Source organism: Lacrimispora sp. (genome assembly GCF_032078915.1).
Lineage (GTDB): Bacteria > Bacillota > Clostridia > Lachnospirales > Lachnospiraceae > Lacrimispora.
The window spans coordinates 35,653-55,232 of sequence record NZ_DAMAUN010000036.1 but is presented as its reverse complement, the minus strand read 5'-3'; the positions used below and the strand labels follow the sequence as shown (position 1 = coordinate 55,232).

General features: G+C 36.8%; 24 protein-coding genes and 1 pseudogene. 4 read left to right on the top strand and 21 right to left on the bottom strand.

The features are described from left to right. Positions 1-41 precede the first annotated feature (41 nt). The 3 genes from RT269_RS15305 to RT269_RS15295 form a co-directional block, all read right to left on the bottom strand. The gene (locus RT269_RS15305) at positions 42-170 is read right to left on the bottom strand and encodes a hypothetical protein (RefSeq protein WP_313183808.1); all 129 of its coding nucleotides are present in this window, start codon (positions 168-170) and stop codon (positions 42-44) included. 4 nt (positions 171-174) lie between these two features. Next, entirely contained in the window at positions 175-330 is a 156-nt protein-coding gene (locus tag RT269_RS15300) for a hypothetical protein (RefSeq protein WP_313183806.1), read from the bottom strand. Positions 331-462: 132 nt separating this feature from the next. Continuing rightward, the gene (locus tag RT269_RS15295) at positions 463-738 is read right to left on the bottom strand and encodes a hypothetical protein (protein WP_313183805.1); all 276 of its coding nucleotides are present in this window, start codon (positions 736-738) and stop codon (positions 463-465) included. A gap of 342 nt (positions 739-1,080) precedes the next feature. Between RT269_RS15295 and RT269_RS15290 the strand changes: the two genes are divergently transcribed. Together RT269_RS15290 and RT269_RS15285 are read left to right on the top strand one after the other, a co-directional pair. Next, on the top strand, positions 1,081-1,593 hold the full coding sequence (locus RT269_RS15290) for a J domain-containing protein (RefSeq protein WP_313183804.1): 513 nt from the start codon (positions 1,081-1,083) through the stop codon (positions 1,591-1,593). A gap of 63 nt (positions 1,594-1,656) precedes the next feature. Then, a complete protein-coding gene (locus tag RT269_RS15285) occupies positions 1,657-1,833 on the top strand; it encodes a hypothetical protein (protein WP_313183802.1) in 177 nt (58 codons plus the stop codon). 402 nt (positions 1,834-2,235) lie between these two features. Here the strand turns inward: RT269_RS15285 and RT269_RS15280 are convergent, their stop codons facing one another. From RT269_RS15280 to RT269_RS15205, 16 genes and pseudogenes are all read right to left on the bottom strand, one after another. Then, positions 2,236-3,195, bottom strand: a complete 960-nt coding sequence (locus RT269_RS15280; protein WP_313183801.1) for a hypothetical protein — start codon at positions 3,193-3,195, stop codon at positions 2,236-2,238. 330 nt (positions 3,196-3,525) lie between these two features. Beyond that, on the bottom strand, positions 3,526-3,591 hold the full coding sequence (locus RT269_RS30405) for an SEC-C metal-binding domain-containing protein (protein ID WP_442913822.1): 66 nt from the start codon (positions 3,589-3,591) through the stop codon (positions 3,526-3,528). A gap of 1,790 nt (positions 3,592-5,381) precedes the next feature. Further along, entirely contained in the window at positions 5,382-5,573 is a 192-nt protein-coding gene (rmuC, locus tag RT269_RS30400; protein ID WP_442913821.1) for a DNA recombination protein RmuC, read from the bottom strand. 35 nt (positions 5,574-5,608) lie between these two features. Beyond that, entirely contained in the window at positions 5,609-6,334 is a 726-nt protein-coding gene (locus RT269_RS15265) for a hypothetical protein (protein ID WP_313183796.1), read from the bottom strand. A 111-nt stretch (positions 6,335-6,445) separates the two neighbouring features. Beyond that, positions 6,446-7,567: a hypothetical protein gene (locus RT269_RS15260; RefSeq protein WP_313183795.1), complete on the bottom strand. Its 1,122-nt coding sequence runs from the start codon at positions 7,565-7,567 to the stop codon at positions 6,446-6,448. 449 nt (positions 7,568-8,016) lie between these two features. Continuing rightward, positions 8,017-8,190, bottom strand: coding sequence for a hypothetical protein (locus tag RT269_RS15255; RefSeq protein ID WP_313183793.1), 174 nt, complete (start codon positions 8,188-8,190; stop codon positions 8,017-8,019). Positions 8,191-8,205: 15 nt separating this feature from the next. Further along, the gene (locus RT269_RS15250) at positions 8,206-8,427 is read right to left on the bottom strand and encodes a cold-shock protein (protein WP_313183792.1); all 222 of its coding nucleotides are present in this window, start codon (positions 8,425-8,427) and stop codon (positions 8,206-8,208) included. Further along, the gene (locus RT269_RS15245) at positions 8,424-8,789 is read right to left on the bottom strand and encodes an HU family DNA-binding protein (protein WP_313183790.1); all 366 of its coding nucleotides are present in this window, start codon (positions 8,787-8,789) and stop codon (positions 8,424-8,426) included. The genes RT269_RS15250 and RT269_RS15245 overlap by 4 nt, the downstream gene beginning before the upstream one ends. A gap of 128 nt (positions 8,790-8,917) precedes the next feature. After that, the gene (locus RT269_RS15240; protein ID WP_313183789.1) at positions 8,918-9,358 is read right to left on the bottom strand and encodes a hypothetical protein; all 441 of its coding nucleotides are present in this window, start codon (positions 9,356-9,358) and stop codon (positions 8,918-8,920) included. Positions 9,359-9,974: 616 nt separating this feature from the next. Beyond that, positions 9,975-10,226: a hypothetical protein gene (locus RT269_RS15235; protein ID WP_313183788.1), complete on the bottom strand. Its 252-nt coding sequence runs from the start codon at positions 10,224-10,226 to the stop codon at positions 9,975-9,977. 540 nt (positions 10,227-10,766) lie between these two features. Next, positions 10,767-10,955 (bottom strand): annotated as a pseudogene (locus RT269_RS15230) (hypothetical protein); the annotation flags it as partial. A gap of 458 nt (positions 10,956-11,413) precedes the next feature. Next, the gene (locus RT269_RS15225) at positions 11,414-11,800 is read right to left on the bottom strand and encodes a hypothetical protein (RefSeq protein ID WP_313183785.1); all 387 of its coding nucleotides are present in this window, start codon (positions 11,798-11,800) and stop codon (positions 11,414-11,416) included. 207 nt (positions 11,801-12,007) lie between these two features. Beyond that, the gene (locus tag RT269_RS15220; RefSeq protein WP_313183783.1) at positions 12,008-12,910 is read right to left on the bottom strand and encodes a dihydroorotate dehydrogenase; all 903 of its coding nucleotides are present in this window, start codon (positions 12,908-12,910) and stop codon (positions 12,008-12,010) included. Continuing rightward, positions 12,911-13,687: a dihydroorotate dehydrogenase electron transfer subunit gene (locus RT269_RS15215; RefSeq protein WP_313183782.1), complete on the bottom strand. Its 777-nt coding sequence runs from the start codon at positions 13,685-13,687 to the stop codon at positions 12,911-12,913. A 9-nt stretch (positions 13,688-13,696) separates the two neighbouring features. After that, positions 13,697-14,614 carry an orotidine-5'-phosphate decarboxylase gene (gene pyrF, locus RT269_RS15210; protein WP_313183780.1) on the bottom strand — a complete coding sequence of 306 codons (918 nt, stop codon included), beginning with the start codon at positions 14,612-14,614 and terminating at the stop codon, positions 13,697-13,699. Positions 14,615-14,667: 53 nt separating this feature from the next. Continuing rightward, entirely contained in the window at positions 14,668-15,324 is a 657-nt protein-coding gene (locus RT269_RS15205; protein WP_313183779.1) for a YkgJ family cysteine cluster protein, read from the bottom strand. A gap of 334 nt (positions 15,325-15,658) precedes the next feature. Between RT269_RS15205 and RT269_RS15200 the strand changes: the two genes are divergently transcribed. Then, positions 15,659-16,072, top strand: a complete 414-nt coding sequence (locus RT269_RS15200) for an Hsp20/alpha crystallin family protein (RefSeq protein WP_313183778.1) — start codon at positions 15,659-15,661, stop codon at positions 16,070-16,072. An 85-nt stretch (positions 16,073-16,157) separates the two neighbouring features. Here the strand turns inward: RT269_RS15200 and RT269_RS15195 are convergent, their stop codons facing one another. Further along, positions 16,158-16,931 carry a nitroreductase family protein gene (locus RT269_RS15195; protein ID WP_313183776.1) on the bottom strand — a complete coding sequence of 258 codons (774 nt, stop codon included), beginning with the start codon at positions 16,929-16,931 and terminating at the stop codon, positions 16,158-16,160. A gap of 34 nt (positions 16,932-16,965) precedes the next feature. Then, a complete protein-coding gene (gene pepF / locus RT269_RS15190) occupies positions 16,966-18,750 on the bottom strand; it encodes an oligoendopeptidase F (protein WP_313183774.1) in 1,785 nt (594 codons plus the stop codon). A 138-nt stretch (positions 18,751-18,888) separates the two neighbouring features. Between pepF and RT269_RS15185 the strand changes: the two genes are divergently transcribed. Further along, on the top strand, positions 18,889-19,580 hold a 692-nt coding region (locus RT269_RS15185; protein WP_313183772.1), incomplete at its 3' end, for a GNAT family N-acetyltransferase.

The following is a 19,580-nucleotide window of genomic DNA, read 5'->3' as shown; positions in this document are numbered from 1 at the left end:
TGGAATCGAACCACATAGAAAACCGTTTGCCCCTACCTTGCTTATGACATTCTCGCCCATTCTCTTTCACGAATGCGGTTATAAAATGTAGTTGCCATTTCGTAGTCAATGAATGTTTTAACTGAATAAGTAATACCATTCTCCAGATACTCAACTATGTACTTTTTCATGTTGTCAGCCCTCCTGTTTCATCAATTGGTTGTCGTCAAACCATCTTATAGAACCGTCTCTATTAATTGGAATCTCAACCCTTCCTCCAGTGCTATACTCAATGACCTTTGACAACCTTCCGTCTTCTGTTTTTGTAAATACCTTGACTTCATTTGACATGACCTTATTACCTCCACTAATATGATTTTGACAAGCTGCTATCCTCTGCCTTTTTCATAGCGACTTGGAACGCTCATAGGTGGCATTATAGCAGTTAGGCTTTGGGGATTGCTCCCCTCTGCCTATGGTTTGCTATTTGATTCTTAATACGTTATAAGTAGAAACTTTCTCAAATGGTTTTAAGTCCTCGCCTAAAATCTCGGTCAACTTCTCTTTATCTAATGTTGTACGGCTTTGTAGTTTGTAAGTTATTTTTGCGGTATCCGTAATTTCTGAATCAATTCTCCTTTCATTCATATAGGAAATAATTTCAACTTCTGCCGCTTTTACCTCGTTTTCAAGTTCTTCTTTCATTGCCTTAAGGCTTCTTAATTCATTTACTTTCTTTTCAAGTTCTGATTTTGTCATACACATTTGCTTACTCTCCTTTGAAATAGTGGAAACCCTTAAATCATCTTCCTGTCTATTGGTTTTGCCTCAGCTCACTCACAGGTATATGGATTAAAGTTCATAGCTTTTCGGGCTATTGGTTTCCGTTTATGTAGGTCTGTGTTGCTTGACCTTGTAAGTACATTATGCACATATATATGTGCATAGTCTATTGACATTATGCACAAATAAATGTGCATATATTTGTTAATTATATACACATTTATTTGTGCATATATTATTGACTATGCACGTTTTTTTGTGTATAATGATATTATATTAATAAAGAAATCATCAAATATTCAAAGGAGGCTTTCATATATGAAATACTTTAGTAATGTAGAAACATTGGAAGAATTGAGAAAGCAATACAAAGAACTTTTAAAGAGGTTTCACCCTGATAACCCCAACGGATCAACAGAAGCAACGCAAGAAATCAATGCAGAGTATGACAAGCTGTTTCAGACATTAAAGGATAAACACGACAGCAAGACAGCCGGTAGTCAGGACAACAAATCATCATATGAGGATATGAAGTATGACTTTGCTGAAGATGAAAAGTTAAGAGAAATGCTCAATAAAGTAATACACTTTTCAGATATTACTATAGAAATCATCGGTCAATGGATATGGTTATCAGGTAACACTAAACCTCACAAACAAGAATTAAGTGCATTCGGTTTTAGATGGGCAAGTAAACAAATGGTTTGGTATTACCATAGTGAAGCCTTTAGAAAAAAGAGTCATAAAGTCTTATCAATGAATAAAAAACGGAACTTTTACGGCAGTACAGAGGTTGAGACAGAAGGAAGAAAGCAGTTGAGACAGGCGTAAAAAAATAAGGGTGTAAGATTATTTACACCCTGTCATACAAAAAATTGAAAGGTAAAATAGGCAATGAAGAAAATCAAAGTAAATGATATGGGAGACGGCTTTCTTGTGGATTCGTCTGGAAACACATACATTGTAGATTATGACCTTGTAATTGACCACAACAAAGAGGATTGGAAAGTTTATAGAATATCTGCATATGACAAATCAGGCGAGGTAATCGAGATTGAAACCATTGATTAACATAATATAGATTTTTGAGTAAAAAAATAAGGCTAGGAGAGATTAAACTCCCGGCCTTTTGTTGTGGTGAAATGTGATGCTTACATGGTGTAAATCTATTGCCTTTTTAAGCGTTTTAAGGGTCAATTTCGGCTTGTATATGGCTAGGTGGAGAACTTGTTAGGGTATGACTGAACAAGGGCAAATTGAGCCTAATTTGTGCTTATATGAGTGTGTGTGTTGAGGTGGTACAGTGTCAGTAGGTGTAAGGGTATGGGGGGTATATTACATTTTAGGAACGATTCCTGTTTCTCCAAAAGGGGGTATCTGATGCTTCTACAGATTAACTTGAATTTTCAACTCCGAATAGTTCAATATTCATACTAGAACGATGAAAGTATATTTTTGTAGTTTATAAAAATATTATTCTTGAATTGCCACGACACTTCCATTTTCTAAATAGATATATCTATTATCTTTATAACACCACTGTTCAGTTACTCCCCAAGCATATGTAGTTTTATTGATCTTTATCGGTTTCCCCCATGTAGAAGCAATAACTTCTTCAGATGTCATTCCAATTAATGGATCAGTTTTAGTTTCCGTTATAGTTACCGTCTCATTATACTTTCTTGAAGCTTTTGCCTTTTCTTGCAATTCATCAATCATCTGTTTCCTTTCTCTATTATTTACCTCTCTTTCCTCAGTTACATATGTCGAATCAGTTTCAGTCCGAAAAACAGATATTTCGCCATTTCTAAACTGCATTTTAGTTAAATCTATTTGTCCCTTATCCCCAGAAATACATAATTCTTCTCCATTAGAGTTTAAAGCTGCTGTAGTCAAATAATAATATCCAAACTTTTTTGTTGGCCTTAATGAGTACTGATTTCCATCAATAATCATATTTAAACCATCTATTAGAATAGCTTGTCCAATATTCTCTCCTAAGTCAAATCTATAATCATTATTTTGAACACTAAAAATCAACTTTAAATATTGACGATATACATAACTGTCTTCAAAATCATCTAACTGAACAAACATTTGTTGTGCAGGTTCAAACTCTCCACTCTGAAATTTAGCTAATGCATCATTATATATCTCTTTTCTTGATTTATTTGATGAATCGATTTCTATTGTATCTGCTATTTCATTTACGCTAGATTCTGTTGCAGATTCATTTTCCACGTGGATATTAGTTTCCTCAATATCTATTGTTTCATTACTATCATCTTCTCCATGATCAACTTCATTTAGTTCATCTAATTGTTTTTGCAGCTGATCCACTTTATTTTGTAGTTCGATTTCTTTCGAGGTTCTACTGCAACCTGTACAAATAATAAATATGCTTAGCATAATAACAACGTATCCTTTAGCCATTCATACACCCCTTTTATCAGATAATACATATAATTAATATTAAGGCAATTATAGCTCTCATTTATAAAATAAACAAGGTCTGATGGCAGCGGTTATTATTTGGAAAGGTAGAACAACATAAATTAGAATAAAAAAATAGGCCAGGAGCGTTAAACTCCTAGCCTTTTATTATGTATTCTATGTAATTATTCTTGTTTCTCTAAAAGGGTGTATCTGTTCTACTTTCACATAGACTTAATTTTTCAATTCCGAAACAAACAGTCTATAAGTGTTGGTTTATTGATATATTGATGTCAAATGTGTACAAATTTAAAAGTGAACTCAAAATACTTATTTGCCATGACAAAATTTATATTTTAACTTACTCCCACAATAACATGGCGAGTTTCTGCTAATCTTATTTTTTTTAATGGTTTTATGACCTCTAATAAATTAAATAATAACATTTCATTTTCGAGAATAAGTTGTGTTAATACCATATTGTGATAATTTTCACCACATTTGCCAAAAATAATTCCAGATCGCAAATTATGGTAAATATTATTTCTCAATTCCTTAAGAGTTTTATACGCATCATTTTTTAATATGATATCAATCTTTTTATAAATTGTATTATTGCTTTTTAATTTGGAGAAATCATCAAAGTATTTTATGCACTCAAATTCCGTATAGTGGGATGATAAATACCGACTAATTTTGTCATAGCAAGTATATAATCTCGTTATTGCACTATAGATGATGTAATCAATTTCTATGTAGTTATTAAAATTCACTAGGCTAATATCCTGAGATCCATTTGCATGATTATAAATATCCCTTATACAATGTAGAACTTCATCTAGTCTAAAATAAGTATCTGTTATCATTAAATCTCCATTAAAACATATAATGTTATCTTCTAATGATTTATTGTATCTTTCTAAACCTTCATAATATTTTAGATCAAAGCTTTTCAATTTTAAGTTAATTTTTTGTTTTAAAAATATTTCATGCATTGGAAACGATTGCATATTATAGAAACGATAATTATCTACTATTTGAACAATTTTTTCTAGTATTGAATAAAGTATGTCCATACAAAGTGTTATATTATCTATTTTGGGTAAATAAAATTCTTTATCAACTTGATCGCCATCTAACATTTCACTACGTTTAGTTTCTACGACTTTTTTTGACATATAACTCAAATCATGTTCATTACTATTTCTAATTTCTTCTAGTTCTTTGTAAAGAACATTACCATTCAATTTATTAATTAATGAAGCAAATTGATTCAAATAGTTCTCGTTTTTCTTTATAGCGTTTTTAATTTTAAAAGTTCTGTTCTGGCTTAGATCATCTTTAAAATCGAAGTTATATAATATACCTAATATGACATACATCCTTTCATTCGCTAAAAATAAATGATCAATAGCATTATTTGCAAAAAAACGACCTGAATACATATATTCATTATGGATGAACTTATTTGAAACAGTCCTTTCAAATAAATTAACATCTTTACATATAAGGTTCAGGAAGAAATGCATATCTTCGATTAAAGTTATCAAATAGTTATATGGTTTAAATTCGTCAACTTTGTTTATTTCAAAATAGTTAAAATAATTGGCTGTTGCATTATCCAAATTCTTATCTATAATATCTGATCTTTTTGAATACTCTTCAATTTTTTCTTTTTGTTTAACAGAAATAGCTATAGGATCTTCCTTGATTATACACTGAGAAAGCAATTCCTCAATTGCTTCAAAATCAGTATAAAAATTTTCTTTTATTTCTTCACTAGTAAAATATCCATTATAATCATCATTATTTTTTACCAACTCAATATTTATATCACTATCATCACACCCCTCTGCACACTCACAGCTTTCATCGTGAATTAATAATAATGTATAGTTACCGCACTTAGGACATTTATACTTTCTTCTATACAACATAGACTTATCTGAACGAAATTGTTTTTCCCACATAATTATCTCCCCCTAGTATAGTTCTCTACTATTAATATATCATACCTATAAAATAAAAAATGTTTTCCTTAATACTATTTTATTCTTCTATTTCTGGAGCACTATCTAATAATTCTTCCGATTCAACTGCAGTAAGTTCAGATACCTCCCTGAGCTTACTATTTATTTTCCTTGTTCTGACACCAATAAATTTGTCCAGCTCTTCTCCTGTTTGCTCTATACGCTTCTGAGCTGCGGAAAGAACAGTTTCAGACCTAGTAGATTCTGTTTTAACAGTACATTCCAAACATCACTAGAGCGTTTCTGAATAGCAAGTGTATTAAATCCCATTTGTATGCTATTTAATAATACTGTAAAGGTTGTTGGCCCCGCTATGTTTACACGATACTGCCTCTGCAAGGTATCTATAAGCTCCTTACATACCCCTTAGCGTACAAAGAAATTTAATGATTGTTTATAGTTTTACTTATAAAAAAGGAATGCAGTTTATCTTTAGAAAAAAAAATATCGTGATCCACTCTAAAATATTCACCAAAATAATCTATTCTTGTTATGGTTTTTAAATCTAAATAAGTTTTATTACATTTTTTCCGAATAACTAACCATTTACTATTTGTTTCTATATCACTGGATTTAATGTCTTTAATTTTAGTTCCATTATTTAGTGTAATATTAATAAATTCACATATATATGCATCATATCTTTCATTAAAAAACAATAGACCCGCAATATTCATTACCAATATTATAAAAAATAATAGAACACCAGGTTTTTTATAATAAAACAATGTGTTTATTAATATTGATGGAAGAATTATAAAAATGTAAGCAATAAACTTCATTATTATACTTTTACGATATATAATTTTATTTTTCATACTCTTACAAGAAAAACATAATATTGTTGTTAAGTACCAATTCATAAAAATATGAAACCCAAAAACATCTTCGTCGCTTAGTAATTTTAATTTGCTATATAATAATATTGTAACAACAGCAAGTAATAAATTTATAAAAAACCAAACGATAAACCAGTAAAAATAAAATAAGCCATCTACCGATTCAACCTTTAATTTAGGATATGATTTTGTTATAAATAGCGATTCAACATATTTTGTTATTATGCATAGAATTATCGGAATAAAAATAGCATATAAAATCTTTTCCATACTACACCTCAAAATTTAAATAAAATCTTACTTTTAAAATAAAATTATACCACATCTTCAATATAAAAAAAATAGGGTATATCAGATATTTATATCCAATATACCCTATAATTAATATGGTTTCACTTCTACCTTCAGTAGTGCATTATAAATATAATCTGGAATACTCTCCTTATAATGTGCAGTTACTGAAAGTATATCTGCCTGCTTCATAATCTTATATTCTGCAAACGCTTCTTCCTTTGTATCCCACTCTGATAATTTAATTTGTTTATCTGTGCCAGTAAATTGAATTCGACCGTAATATTTATTACTTTTAGGACTATATCTTATTCCTATTGGTAACATATTATCTTCTGCATTAACATCGAAATAATGTTTCTTGCAATTAGCAAGCATTGTATTTAATCCTTGAGGTAATATGCAACAGGTTTCAGGCGAATATACAATACTGCCATTTCCAAACAAGTCTTTATCTACAGCCATTGATTCGTCTTCAACTTCATAATAGTGCTCCAGGTACCACTTAACAAATTCCTTTGGATAATCAAGCCATAATTGACACATGGAAGAATAATCATAGCATTTACCTATAGACTTGTTGTTTTCTGCATTTATAGTTCTACTTTTAATACTTCCGTAAATTTTCATTGCTTCATAACTTGCTTTATTTTCATACTCAATATATTCTTGCTCATAATTTAGACTTTGCCATGTAATCTTACCAGCTTTTAAGCTTCTATAATCAGTATCAGTTACATAGATCAGATTTTTATACCAGTTGTTTAAATAGTCCCCATCTTTATTCCATATTCTCTTTCTTCCACCGTATGGTTTTAAAAATGTCTTGGCGACTAATTCCTTTGGAGAAGTTTCATGTTTGTGCCTATACTCTTCAATTTCTCCTGTCAATCTACCTCGTCGATTCTTTACAGCCTTTCTTTCAATCTCAAATATTGTATAGTGAACATCTCCCTCTTTATGTTTATAATATTTATCTCTTTTCTTGTGATTAAGATTATTTACGCATCTCCCGTAATTAGAAATCCAATAGTTTTCAGTTCCATCTATCAGCACAAATACCTCAAATGCATTTTTCAAATTATACTTAATTGGATTCTCCACTGGCTTAACTTCTGACTTTAAAATTTCAACTAGATTATTGTCTTCATCTAAAATATATTGTGTTTTTTGCTCTGTATTATTTATGTCCATTATTTTATAGTAAACCATTATAAAACCGATACTTTCAGTTACTTATGTCCGTTTATGGCATAGCAAATAGGACGTTCCCCATGGGAAACAGCCTTATAAATCGCTCATATTCTATTTTTACTTACTTTCATTCTTTATCAATGGGAATAGGTGTGCTGAATTGACTTGGGTTCAAATTGAACCCTACTAACACATAGAATTGACCAGCTTAGAATTAAGCCCGTCAAATAGATTTACTCCTGAATCCTGATACTGGTTTTCTTTTACTTCCCACCAGTTAGGAATTACCATTTCAATAGCTCAATCACCGCGGTGTTTTGATTACTTCTCTCTTAGGACACCACTTAGGACTTGTCTTTGGTGGACTATCTACGCCTAATCTTCCAAACAAGGTGAATGGTTTATTTTCCTTGCAACAATAGAAGTCCTTATAAAACAGATCTGTATATTGACATCTATCACACTCTTTACAATGTGGCACTCTGTTTGACATTCAAATCCTCCATTATTTCTTCAATAGCAACCGCAATATGCTTGTTAATAATCCGTTTAAGATCGTTGACTGCCATATTGCCATACAACCGATAGAGTCCATCTATATTTTCAGGACTGATAATTGTAACTCTGTCTTTTAACTCCAATATGCATACCTCCTATTAATTCTTACTTTTAGTGCGTTCAGTTGAATCGATCACAATAACGTCTTTTGCATTATAATCGCTTCTATCATTAGAAAACGGCCTGAAAAACACAAGATATCCAGGATTTATATGCTCACCGTTTAATTTTGACGCATGAATAAAATATGTCTGGTTATCCTCTCCACGAATGAATCCGTATTTCTTTTCATCAAAATATCTGATCACTCTTCCAATCATTCTTCTTCTCCTTTCAATCCATCAATTCCTTTTTCTAGGTTTTCACTTAATCTTTCCTTTAATTGTTCCTTTAATATATCACTAGTGCAAATGTTCAGTCTTGCGACTGTATAAGAACTATCTTCTCTATCCTTCATTACCGGAAGTCCACAATGTACAGAATGTATTATGTTGGGACGGATCGTTCCTACACCCTTAATATTAATCTTCCCACCATTTATTAATGTTTCCATACATTCCTCTGCATACATCTTCAATATTTTTTTGATTGTCTTCTTGTTATATGTATTGTCCTCTCTTTTGTAGATTTGCTCTGTAGCTCTCTTAACAGTAAAGCCACGATCATATGTTTTCTTATTCATCTATAACTACCTCCTGTGATTTATTTTTCCTTATGAAACTGTCATTTCAACTTGTGCCTATATTCTCCTGTGACATATCAAAGCGCACCATATTCGATCCATATGTCAGTTTATGAACTTATACTATCCTAAAGTTTTACTGAGAATCCTTTACTTTTCAAATATGCGACTGCCAATCTCAATACTTCCCCATTATTAACGGTATTTTCAATTGTGTCGTCCCAAACATGAGGTGTATTGTCTCCCACATCTAATCCACCATGTAACCCTTGATTTGCCCATGTAGCAACCTGATAGCCCGTTGCATCATAATAACTGTCCATAGAATCTGTATCAATGTACACAGAAGCCATTATTTTATTTCCTTTTACTTTTGGCTCAACCTTTACTGCTGAACGTAGAAAATCACGTTGTCTACGATAGTATTTGGGATCGTAGCTACTATAATACTCTTGTAGAAAATAATTCAATGTCTGATACACGCTTTCCGTCATCTCATCAACCATACCTAACATAGTAGGCTTTAAAGCAGCAGCCAATTCATTCATATTACTTACTCTCTTTGCCATAATTTTTTATCCTTTCTTTTCTGTTTTTTGCATCAAATGAAACCCTTATTACAAGATACACCTTTATAATACCTCTGGAACGCACCAAAATAGCCGTATAGCCATTTAAAGCTATGAGTGGGTAATATGTGCCTTTATAGTTTAAGGCACTAAAATAAGCCCTATATCAATCATATTGCTACAACTGATATAGGACTTATGCTAATGTCCTAATTTATTTAATTCCACCGATTTTAGTGTACCATTTTTTGTACCATTTTAATGTTAAAATACCTTACTTCACGATAATTTACGATAAGTGCGATATTTGAATAATGCGCCACAAATGCCGTAAAATCAAGCATTTACAAGGAAATTAGAGGTCTGGAATTTGCATTTACCATAAATTCAATAAATTCCTGCTTATACTGTTCCATATTGTCATTTTCTCCTTATTTTATGCACTTTACAATCTCTTCTATATGTATTGGACTTGCTCTACTACACCATTACTACACCATTTAAGCATGTTTCTGTTCCATTTTCCGCATCTCCGTATACAGTGTATCTTCTGTCACATGACAATATAAATCCATTGTTATTTTAAGTCTCCCATGACCAAGTATACGCTGAAGTGTTATGGGCTGCATTCCATTTTCAATAGCTGTTTTGCAAAAGTATGTCTAAATATGTGCGGTGTAAAATATTTAAAGCCAGCATCTTCCTTTTGAATATTTTTTATAATCACACCTATACATTCTTTGAAAAGAAACAATTGTGTAGGCTGATTGTTTTTCGTAACAAATACAAAATCCTTATAACCTTCTAGTGATTTTTTTCCCTCAAAGATAATATCCTGCTTCTGCGCTTTCTGCCTCTTTAACGCCATGACAGTGTTTCAGGTCAGAGGAATATATCTTCCCATGATTTATCTTGGTATCGCGCATCTCAAATAAGTATTTCCCATCTTTACTAAAATAACATATTCTTCAACCCAAATCACTTTCCCTTTGAGCGATTTACCCAATATGTCCTCCTTCCTGCGTAAATTCGGGGAAAGGATTACTGTTAGAACATCCGTCCCTAATTTTACCATACTCAATACGTATTTTCAATTAACATTCATATAAAATTTGATATAGTAACCATTTGTCCAGCTTGCCCTTATGGGCAAACAATCTATTGCCAATATTAATTGTAAACCATTTACTGGGTCATGCAAGTTTTAAAAAGTAATATTATAAAATTATCAATATGATTTAAATCGTCCGAATTATTTATTAAATGACCTGGACGTTTTAAGCGAGGCTGTGAATATCCATAAGGAAATTTTGAAATGAGGTCCTACCAATACTCAATGCAAAACAAAAAAGAATGCTGACCCTCAATTTTTAATGGGCTTTACATTCTTTCATGATTATGCGACTATTTATGCAATTACATTAATTTTTTCTTTAATTTGTCTAATTTCATTTTCTAACCGATTAACTCTAATTAGAAGCATTTCTTTTTCGTTTTCTACCTTCAATGCATCATCTAATTTCCGTGACAAATCCAGATGACCTTCAGCAATTAAAGCAATATTACGATTTGTTTCATTTTCAAGCGTTAACTGAATATCTTTAATGTCAGTTTTTATAGGTGCCAACATATCGGCCATAGCTTGCAATAATTCACTATCCGTCATGGGTTCGTCCTCCTTTTTATATGTAAAGATTATAACATGACCAAAGTGTAAAGTCTATTCAATTATCAAGGAATATAGCGGGTATGTCCGTTCCTTATGGAAACAGGCGATCTTGAAGGCATGGGAAATATTATAGATTTTTCAGCAAATATAGGCGGTCTAAACTGTATTGTAACAATGGCACCGGTTATTATTGGGAAAGGCAAAGCATTAAGGGGTAAAATATTACGAATCAGTTCTTCCATAATTTTTCCCTGTTCTAAACCCTTTACATAAATCATACCAAATCTAGTTATAAAAATAGGCATATCAGGTGTTACTATCCAATATGCCTATATATTTAATTAGTTTATTTCCATTTGCCGTTCCAGTCAGATAGTTCAGGCTAATTATTTATTGTATCCATTGCTCTTTATGCATTTATCTATGATTTCCCAAATTATACCAATAATTACAATTCCCAAAAATGAGAACGTCCAGATTAGCCACGCATTGTTTGTCCTTCCACCACCTGGATCCATACCGTCTTTATTAAACATTATACCGCATAAAAACCCGATAATATATCCTGCAACAGTAGAAACCATAAGCTTTTTCAAATAGAAGAAACTGCCGATTAAAATAATGACATATCCAAAGAGAAATAAAACCAAAGGCCATTCTTTTGAATTGTGTAAAGTAATAAAACCATACTGACATAATAAATAGGATATAAAATACGCAATAAGAACTTTTATGGCCCAAAAGAGTTTGTGACTTTTACTATTGTTTTTCATAAACAAATTCACCAATCATCAAAACCGTATAATTTGTAGCAGCTTTCCACGCTGTACCAGAGCCTATAATACAAAAGCAATATGCTTATTAATAAACCGCTCAAGATCATTGCCTAACATATTACCTGCATGAAGGAGAAAGGGAGCCTGTCCATGTTTTAAATAGGGTTTTCTATGAATTCAATAAATCCGTTCAAAATAGTACTGCTACCGTACAGCTCCTATCAGATCCCTGATATCTTCTACATGATATTTCTTCATATAATCCTCTATGCCCCTGGCTACTTCTTCCGCAGCATAAGGATTCCGGAAATTGGCCGTTCCTACGGAAACAGCCGTAGCTCCTGCAAGAATGAATTCCATGGCATCCTCGGCATTCATGATCCCGCCCATACCGATAATGGGAAGCTTCACTGCATTGGCTGCCTGATATACCATACGTACCGCAATGGGCTTAATGGCCGGACCGGATAAGCCTCCTGTTTTATTGGCGACTGCAAAGGTACGGCGGTTAATGTCAATTTTCATACCGGTTAGGGTGTTAATAAGGGACAGCACATCTGCGCCTCCGGCCTCTGCTGCCTTTGCCATGACCCCAATGTCCGTTACGTTGGGGCTTAGCTTCATGATAACCGGCTGCTTTGCATATTTTTTAACTTCCCTTGTTATGGCTTCTACCGCTTTGGGATCCTGGCCAAAAGCGATTCCTCCCTCTTTCACATTAGGGCAGGAAATATTGATCTCCAGCATATCCACCGGTTCATCCGCCAACCGCTCCACAACTTCGATATAATCCTCTGTTGTCTTTCCGCATACATTGACAATGATTTTCGTATCATACTTCTTTAAAAACGGAATATCTCTCTTAATAAAAACTTCCATTCCCGGATTCTGAAGGCCGATGGCATTGATCATGCCTCCGTAGGTTTCCGCGATTCTGGGTGTGGGATTACCTGGCCATGGCACGTTGGCCACGCCTTTTGTAACCACAGCGCCCAAATGATTTAAATCAATCATCTCGCTGTATTCCTCACCGGAACCAAAGGTGCCGGAAGCAGTCATAACCGGATTCTTAAGCTCCACTCCGGCCAGATTCACTTTCGTATTCATCTAAAATTCTACCTCCTCAGCCTTAAATACCGGACCATCCTTGCAGATACGCTTATTGTGAACCATGGAATGCTCGTCCACTGACTTGCTTTTGCATACGCAGGCAAGACAGGCCCCAATGCCGCAGGCCATCTTTTCCTCCAGGGAAAGATAACATTCTATTTCATTTTCAAGGGCATAGGCCTTAAGAGCCTTCAGCATGGGGGTGGGTCCGCAGGCAAAGATCACATCGCCCTTTAAGCCCTGTTCCCGGATTGCATCTAAAACATTGCCCTTCGTTCCGGCGCTTCCGTCCTCTGTTGCAATATAAGTGTCTCCATATGGGGAAAATTCTTCATTTAAAAACAGGGCATCCCGGTATCCAAGTACCACCTGTTTCTCACAAGGCAAATGTTTTGCCAGTTCCAGCATAGGTGGAATTCCGATCCCGCCGCCGATCAAAAATGCCTTTTTTCCTTTTCCGCCGGCTTCAAGGGGAAATCCATTGCCCAAAGGTCCCAGGACCTCTACGGAATCTCCTTCCTTGTAATGGGAGAACTCTTCCGTTCCTCCCCCTACTACCCGGTACACCAGCCTTAAAAGTCCCTTGTCCTTATCTGTCTCGCAAATACTGATAGGGCGGGGCAAAAGCTTTGCTCCATCCTTTGTATATAGGTCAACAAACTGTCCCGGCTCTGCCTGGGCAGTGATATCCTTTGTCTTAATCCACATGCTGTATACATCGTCTCCCAGCCGTGTCTGGCTGGCAACCACTGCAATTTCCTTTACCTTTGCCATGCGATCCCCCTATAATACCCTGTTGATATCGGTGACCATGTCAATAACCGCCTGTCTGGAGGCTTCACCGAAATGCTCTTCGCCAAACCGGGAGTAACTTTCAGATTTATAGGCTGCAATAATTCCCCTGGAGGAGTTTACGATAGCTCCCAGGCCGTCTTCGTTAAAGCATGGCTTTAGATCCTCTGCCGTACCTCCCTGGGCGCCGTATCCCGGAACCAGGAAATAGGTGTTTGGCATCAGTTTGCGGAGAATCCTGCTCATCTCCGGATAGGTGGCCCCCACAACAGCTCCCACATTGCTGTAAGCGCCATCCATACAGTCTGCTCCCCATTCCACAACCTTTTCTGCAACCAGTTCATACAGCGGCCTTCCGTCAATCAGCTGATCCTGGAATTCCCCGCTGGAAGGGTTAGAGGTTTTCACCAGAACGAAAAGGCCTTTGTCTTCTTCCTTGCATACATCCACAAAGGGCTTCACGCCATCGGTCCCCAAATATGGATTGACCGTAAGGAAATCTGTACCGAAAGCAGTAAAGCTTTTGTTTCCAACCTTCACCTGACCGATATGTGCTGTAGCATAAGCGGCTGATGTGGAACCAATATCTCCTCTCTTAGCATCTCCAATGACGAAAAGCCCCTTTTCCTGGCAATAATTAACAGTCTTTGTATACGCTTTCAAGCCTTCGATGCCAAACTGCTCGTACATGGCAATCTGTGGCTTAACGGATGGGATCAGATCATAAACATGATCAACAATTTCTTTATTGAACTGCCAAATAGCTTCCGCAGCGCCTTCTAAGGTTTCACCGAATTCTTCAAATGCCTTTTTTATAACATGCTCTGGTATATAGTTTAACATGGGGTCCAAACCTACGCAGATTGGGGCTTTTGTTTTCTGAATTTTGTCTATTAACTGCCTGATCATAGCTTCCTCCTTGGATCTCTTTTCCCTTATTTTTTTTATTCTTACCAATTCTATCATAAGAAAGAACTGGCTTCAAGCCTTTTGCCAAACTGATCGAAAAAATCCTGGTCCCTGTCATAGGGCGTAAGATAAAACTGTTTTAAAACATACATGCTGATTTTATTTGCCAATGTCTGATCCCTATCTTCTTCCAGCTTTCTTTCCAGCCGCTTTAAGAAGAAATGCCAGTCAGACACAAACTTTTCATACCTCTTTGCATCAGGGGTATCAATCCATTTGCGCACTTTGACCTTTGCCCTGTTTTCTCTCCTGCACTCATGTACCTGGAGAAAATACTGAAATCCCTGCTCATCATAGATCCGCCCTAAGGGGAACAAGCGGCAGATCCCCGGCCGGAAGCTATGAACCCCGCATCGCCCTTCCTGGTTTAAAAAGCCGCATCTTTCCTCATTTCCACCCATTTTTAAGTTTGGAAGCACGATTCCATCCACCACATGAAGTTCCAGCTTCTCTGCCAGCAGTTCCTCCAAAGTACAATTAAGATTTACCATCAGCCGGAAACAGTCAAGGGGATCTAAGGTAACCGACTGCCCCATCCCCTGGCAGCAGGCCGAACAGCCTTTGCAGTCGCCGCAATCCGCCTTTACCATATCGTTTAAGCTATATAATTTTCCATCTGAGATCTCTTTCCAATCAATTTCCCGTTTCATGAATCGTTTTCCTCAACTTTCTTTTTAGCAAACATGGTTATTCTACCATCTCCTGCCTGTACATTCAATGGGGGATTCATTTCTTTATTAAAACTGGCAGCGGACGGTATGATATGGTTTATCCGCTGCAAACGTATGGCAGTGAAAATGATCTGGACAGGGTGCATAAGGGAGCAATTACCAACTATTAGCTGTGATGTTCACAAAATTTTCACAATTCAATTAGCACTCACCAGTTGACAGTGCTAACAACGTGTGTTATATTACATGTATAACAAATAGCAATGCATCGGAAAAACCGGTGACATATAAATTTCTAAAAGGAGGAACCTTTATGTTATTAACAAGAAGAAATAGCTTATTTGATGAATTTTTCAACGATCCGTTTTTTACGGATGCATATCACAACAGGCAGTCCCTGATGAAAACCGACATTGAGGACAACGGAAACGACTATGTCATTGATATCGAGCTTCCAGGCTATAAAAAAGAGGAAGTGCGGGCCGAATTAAAAGAAGGATATCTGACCATATGCGCGGACACTGTTTCCGAAAATGAGGTGAAGGACCAGAAAAACTATATCCGCAGGGAACGCTACAGCGGCTCTGTAAAGAGAAGCTTTTATGTAGGCTCCGGCCTGAAACAGGAAGATATCAGGGCATCTTTTGAAAACGGCATCTTAAAGCTTGTCGTTCCGAAAGAAGCTCCTAAACTGATCGAAGAAAACCACTATATCACCATTGAGTAATCTAATATAGGCAAAAAGGGAAGGACCCAAATGGAGGACCTTCCCTTTCTTTCTGTACCAGTCGAACGATCTTTTCAGCATTTTTTCAGCATTTATACTCTTTTAAAAATGCCGTAGCCACATATGCCCCGCTTTTATAAGACTTTTTCTCCATGGCTTCCTCTGCTTCCAGTTTCACATTTATCCACATCTCTTCCGCAGCAATGGTTAAATGAGAAAGCATAATCCCGGTGCTGATCTCCCGCATGGATACAAGAGAAGATGACGGCAGGAATTCCCTGCAGGAAAATACATAGATTTTGTCATGATAAACGATAAAGCGCCAGGGCTGGGTATTCATGGCCGACGGAGCAAGACGGACAGCCTTTAAAATATTTTTCATGGATTCTCCGGCTTCTTCCTTAAACACGCATAATTCCTTTAAAGGAAGCCGTTTTGCCGTTGCAGGATCCCGGTAAAGCAGGGTCTTTGGATAGCCAAAGGCAACTACGATCACCTGCTTCATCCCTGCCGGCCCTGGCTCCGGAATCCTGGTACTCCCAAGATAACAGGTGCCTAGTCCTTTTCCGGTCATATATAAAAGAACATGCTCCAGCACATATCCTGCATTTGCCAGATACCCCTCCTTCTCCTCCGAGTAAAATACCAGATAATAAGGCGCCTCTACCTTCCATAATCCCTTAACAGGCAGATGCTCTTCCATATTTTCACTTATTTCCAGCTTAATCTGAATATCCCCGTGCAGCCTTGGTATATTATCCCCAAAATAAATGATATCCTTTAGCAGCTGCTCCGGGACTTGTTCCTTCTTAAACTTCCTGATCGATCTTCTTTTAAATATCATCTGATACAGATTCATACCTGCTCCCCTCTCCTCTATCCAACAACCAGACTTAAATAAGCCGGCTCATTTCCTCCAAAAGCCCGGCAAACACCTGGAGTGCATCCTTTACCGGTTCTGCTGTCCCCATGTCAACGCCGCAGAGCTTTAATAGGTCTATAGGAGTCATAGAATTTCCGCCGCTTAGAAATTCATAATATCCCTTGACCGTCTTCTCATCTCCCATAAGAATCCTGCTGCTGATGGCAATGGCAGCCGAAAACCCTGTGGCATACTGGTATACGTAAAATGGTGTGTAAAAATGCGGAATTCTGGACCATTCATAATCGATTTCCTGATCAACCACCATATCCGGGCCAAAATACTCCTCATTCAGCCGGTGGTATATTCTGCAAAGAACCTCAGCAGTAAGCACCTCACCTTCCCCTGCACGGCGATGGGTCTCTGCTTCAAACTCCGCAAACATGGCCTGCCGGTAAAGAGTCCCCCGGAAACTGTCCATAAAATGATTCACAAGGTAAGCCCGTTCCTTTTTATCTGACGTGGTTTCCAATAAATGCCGGATGAGCAGCGCTTCATTACAGGTAGATGCCACCTCCGCTACAAAGATCTTGTATCCTGCATCTATATAAGTCTGGTTCTTATCGGAAAACCAGCTGTGGAGGGCATGCCCCATCTCATGAGCCAGAGTAAAGACACTGTCAAGAGTTCCGTTAAAATTTAACAATACATATGGATGGATCCCGTAAACACCCCAGGAATAAGCGCCGCTCCGCTTTCCTTCATTCTCATATACGTCGATCCACCGGTTATTAAAGCCTTCTCGTAAAAGAGATAAATAGTCCTCTCCCAGTGGCTTAAGGCCTTCTAACACCATAGCCTTGGCTTCCTCAAAAGTATATTTACGTTCTTCCCTTGATACCATGGGCACATATAGGTCATACATATGCAGTTCATCCACTCCAAGGGCTTTCTTTCTTACGGATACATATCCATGGAGACTGGGCAGTCCCTCATGAACCGCATTTAAGAGATTGTCATACACTTCCTCCGGGATCTCATTCTCCCCAAGGGAATGGGCTCTGGCAGAGGGATAATTTCTTGCCTTTGCGTAAAAAGCTGCCTGTTTCACATTGGAAGAAAAAGTAGCAGCCAGAGTATTGCCAAACTGACCATAGACGCTGTACAGGGCTTCAAACGCAGATTTTCTTACCCTTCTGTCCTGCTTTTCCATAAGGGCAACATAATTTCCATGAGTGATCCTGACAGGCTGATTCTTTTCATCCATGATTTCAGGAAACTTCACATCCGCATTATTAAACATATTAAAGATTTCCGAAGGGGCGGAGGTGGCTTCCATGGACTTTGCCAGCAAGGCTTCCATAGAAGCTGACAGCGTATGGGCCTTTTTCTTTAAAATAATTTCCAAGGTTCTGTCATAACGAGTAAGCTCGGCCGTATTCTTCCGGTAATGATCAAGGGTTTCCTCCGTCATTTCCAGGATTTCCGGTATCATAAATGATGACAGCCCTGCTGCCTCATAGGAAAGGGACCTTGCCCTTGAGGAAAATTCCTGATATCTGGCATTGCCTGTATCCTCATCGGATTTCTGCTTTCCGTATACAAACAATGTTTCTATCTTTAGGGATATCTCCTCATCAAACTTCAGACAGGAAAAAAGCATCTCGCCTGAATCTGCCAGATGTCCTTCATATCTTTTATAACCTGAAAGCGAGCGTTCTGTTTCACGGAACAGATCCTCCCATGCACTCTCTGACGGCAGAATGTCCTCCAGGTTCCAGGTATCGCAAACCGGTATTTCTTCTCTCTTTTTCAATTAAATCCCTCCACTCCTTCACTTGTGTTTATTCTATCACCCATATTTCAAAGAAACAATCAGCAATATGGAAAATATTTGATTGAATTTATACATTTTATTGTATTATACTATACGAAAACGAACCAGGAGTCTTAAATGAATATTATACGAACGAAAACCCCCAGCGAAACGCAAATCAGTGACTTGCTCCACCTGCAGGATACCTGCAGAAAGCATGACCATATTTCTCTTACTTTTCCAATGGAAGAGGAATGTGTTTTTTTCTTATTATACGAAGAAGACAGCCTCTTATCCGCTCTTTGTACATTTTTTAATGAAAGCGGGGACTATGAATGCTGCGCTTATACCCTTCCGCCAAACAGGCAGTGCGGATATTTCATGATGCTTCTGGAAGAGCTGTTGAAGGAGACTGGAGACAATGATCTGATTTTTCCTGCAGAAGAAACCTGCGAGGATACTGTCCTGACCCTTAACGCCATAGGAGCCGGTCTTTGGTATCAGGAACATTTAATGGAGCTTTCTTCTTCTGATTTTTTGAAAACCGGTCTGGCAAATAACAACCGTTTTTCTGAGTCTCTTACACTCTCCATAACCCACGGTAATAAAGAGGAACCTTCCCTTTGTACCTTTCTGATAGAGGACAGCCCTGTGGGCTTTTGTTATCTGGATTTCAGGGGACAGTCCGCCTCCTATTTTTACGGGTTTGAAATTACCGAAAATTTACGGAACCATGGGCTTGGCAGCGCCTGTCTTTCTCTGCTTTTGGAAACCTGCTTTTTAAGGCCCGGCTCTGAAAAACTTGAAAAGATTTTTCTTCAGGTGTCCGG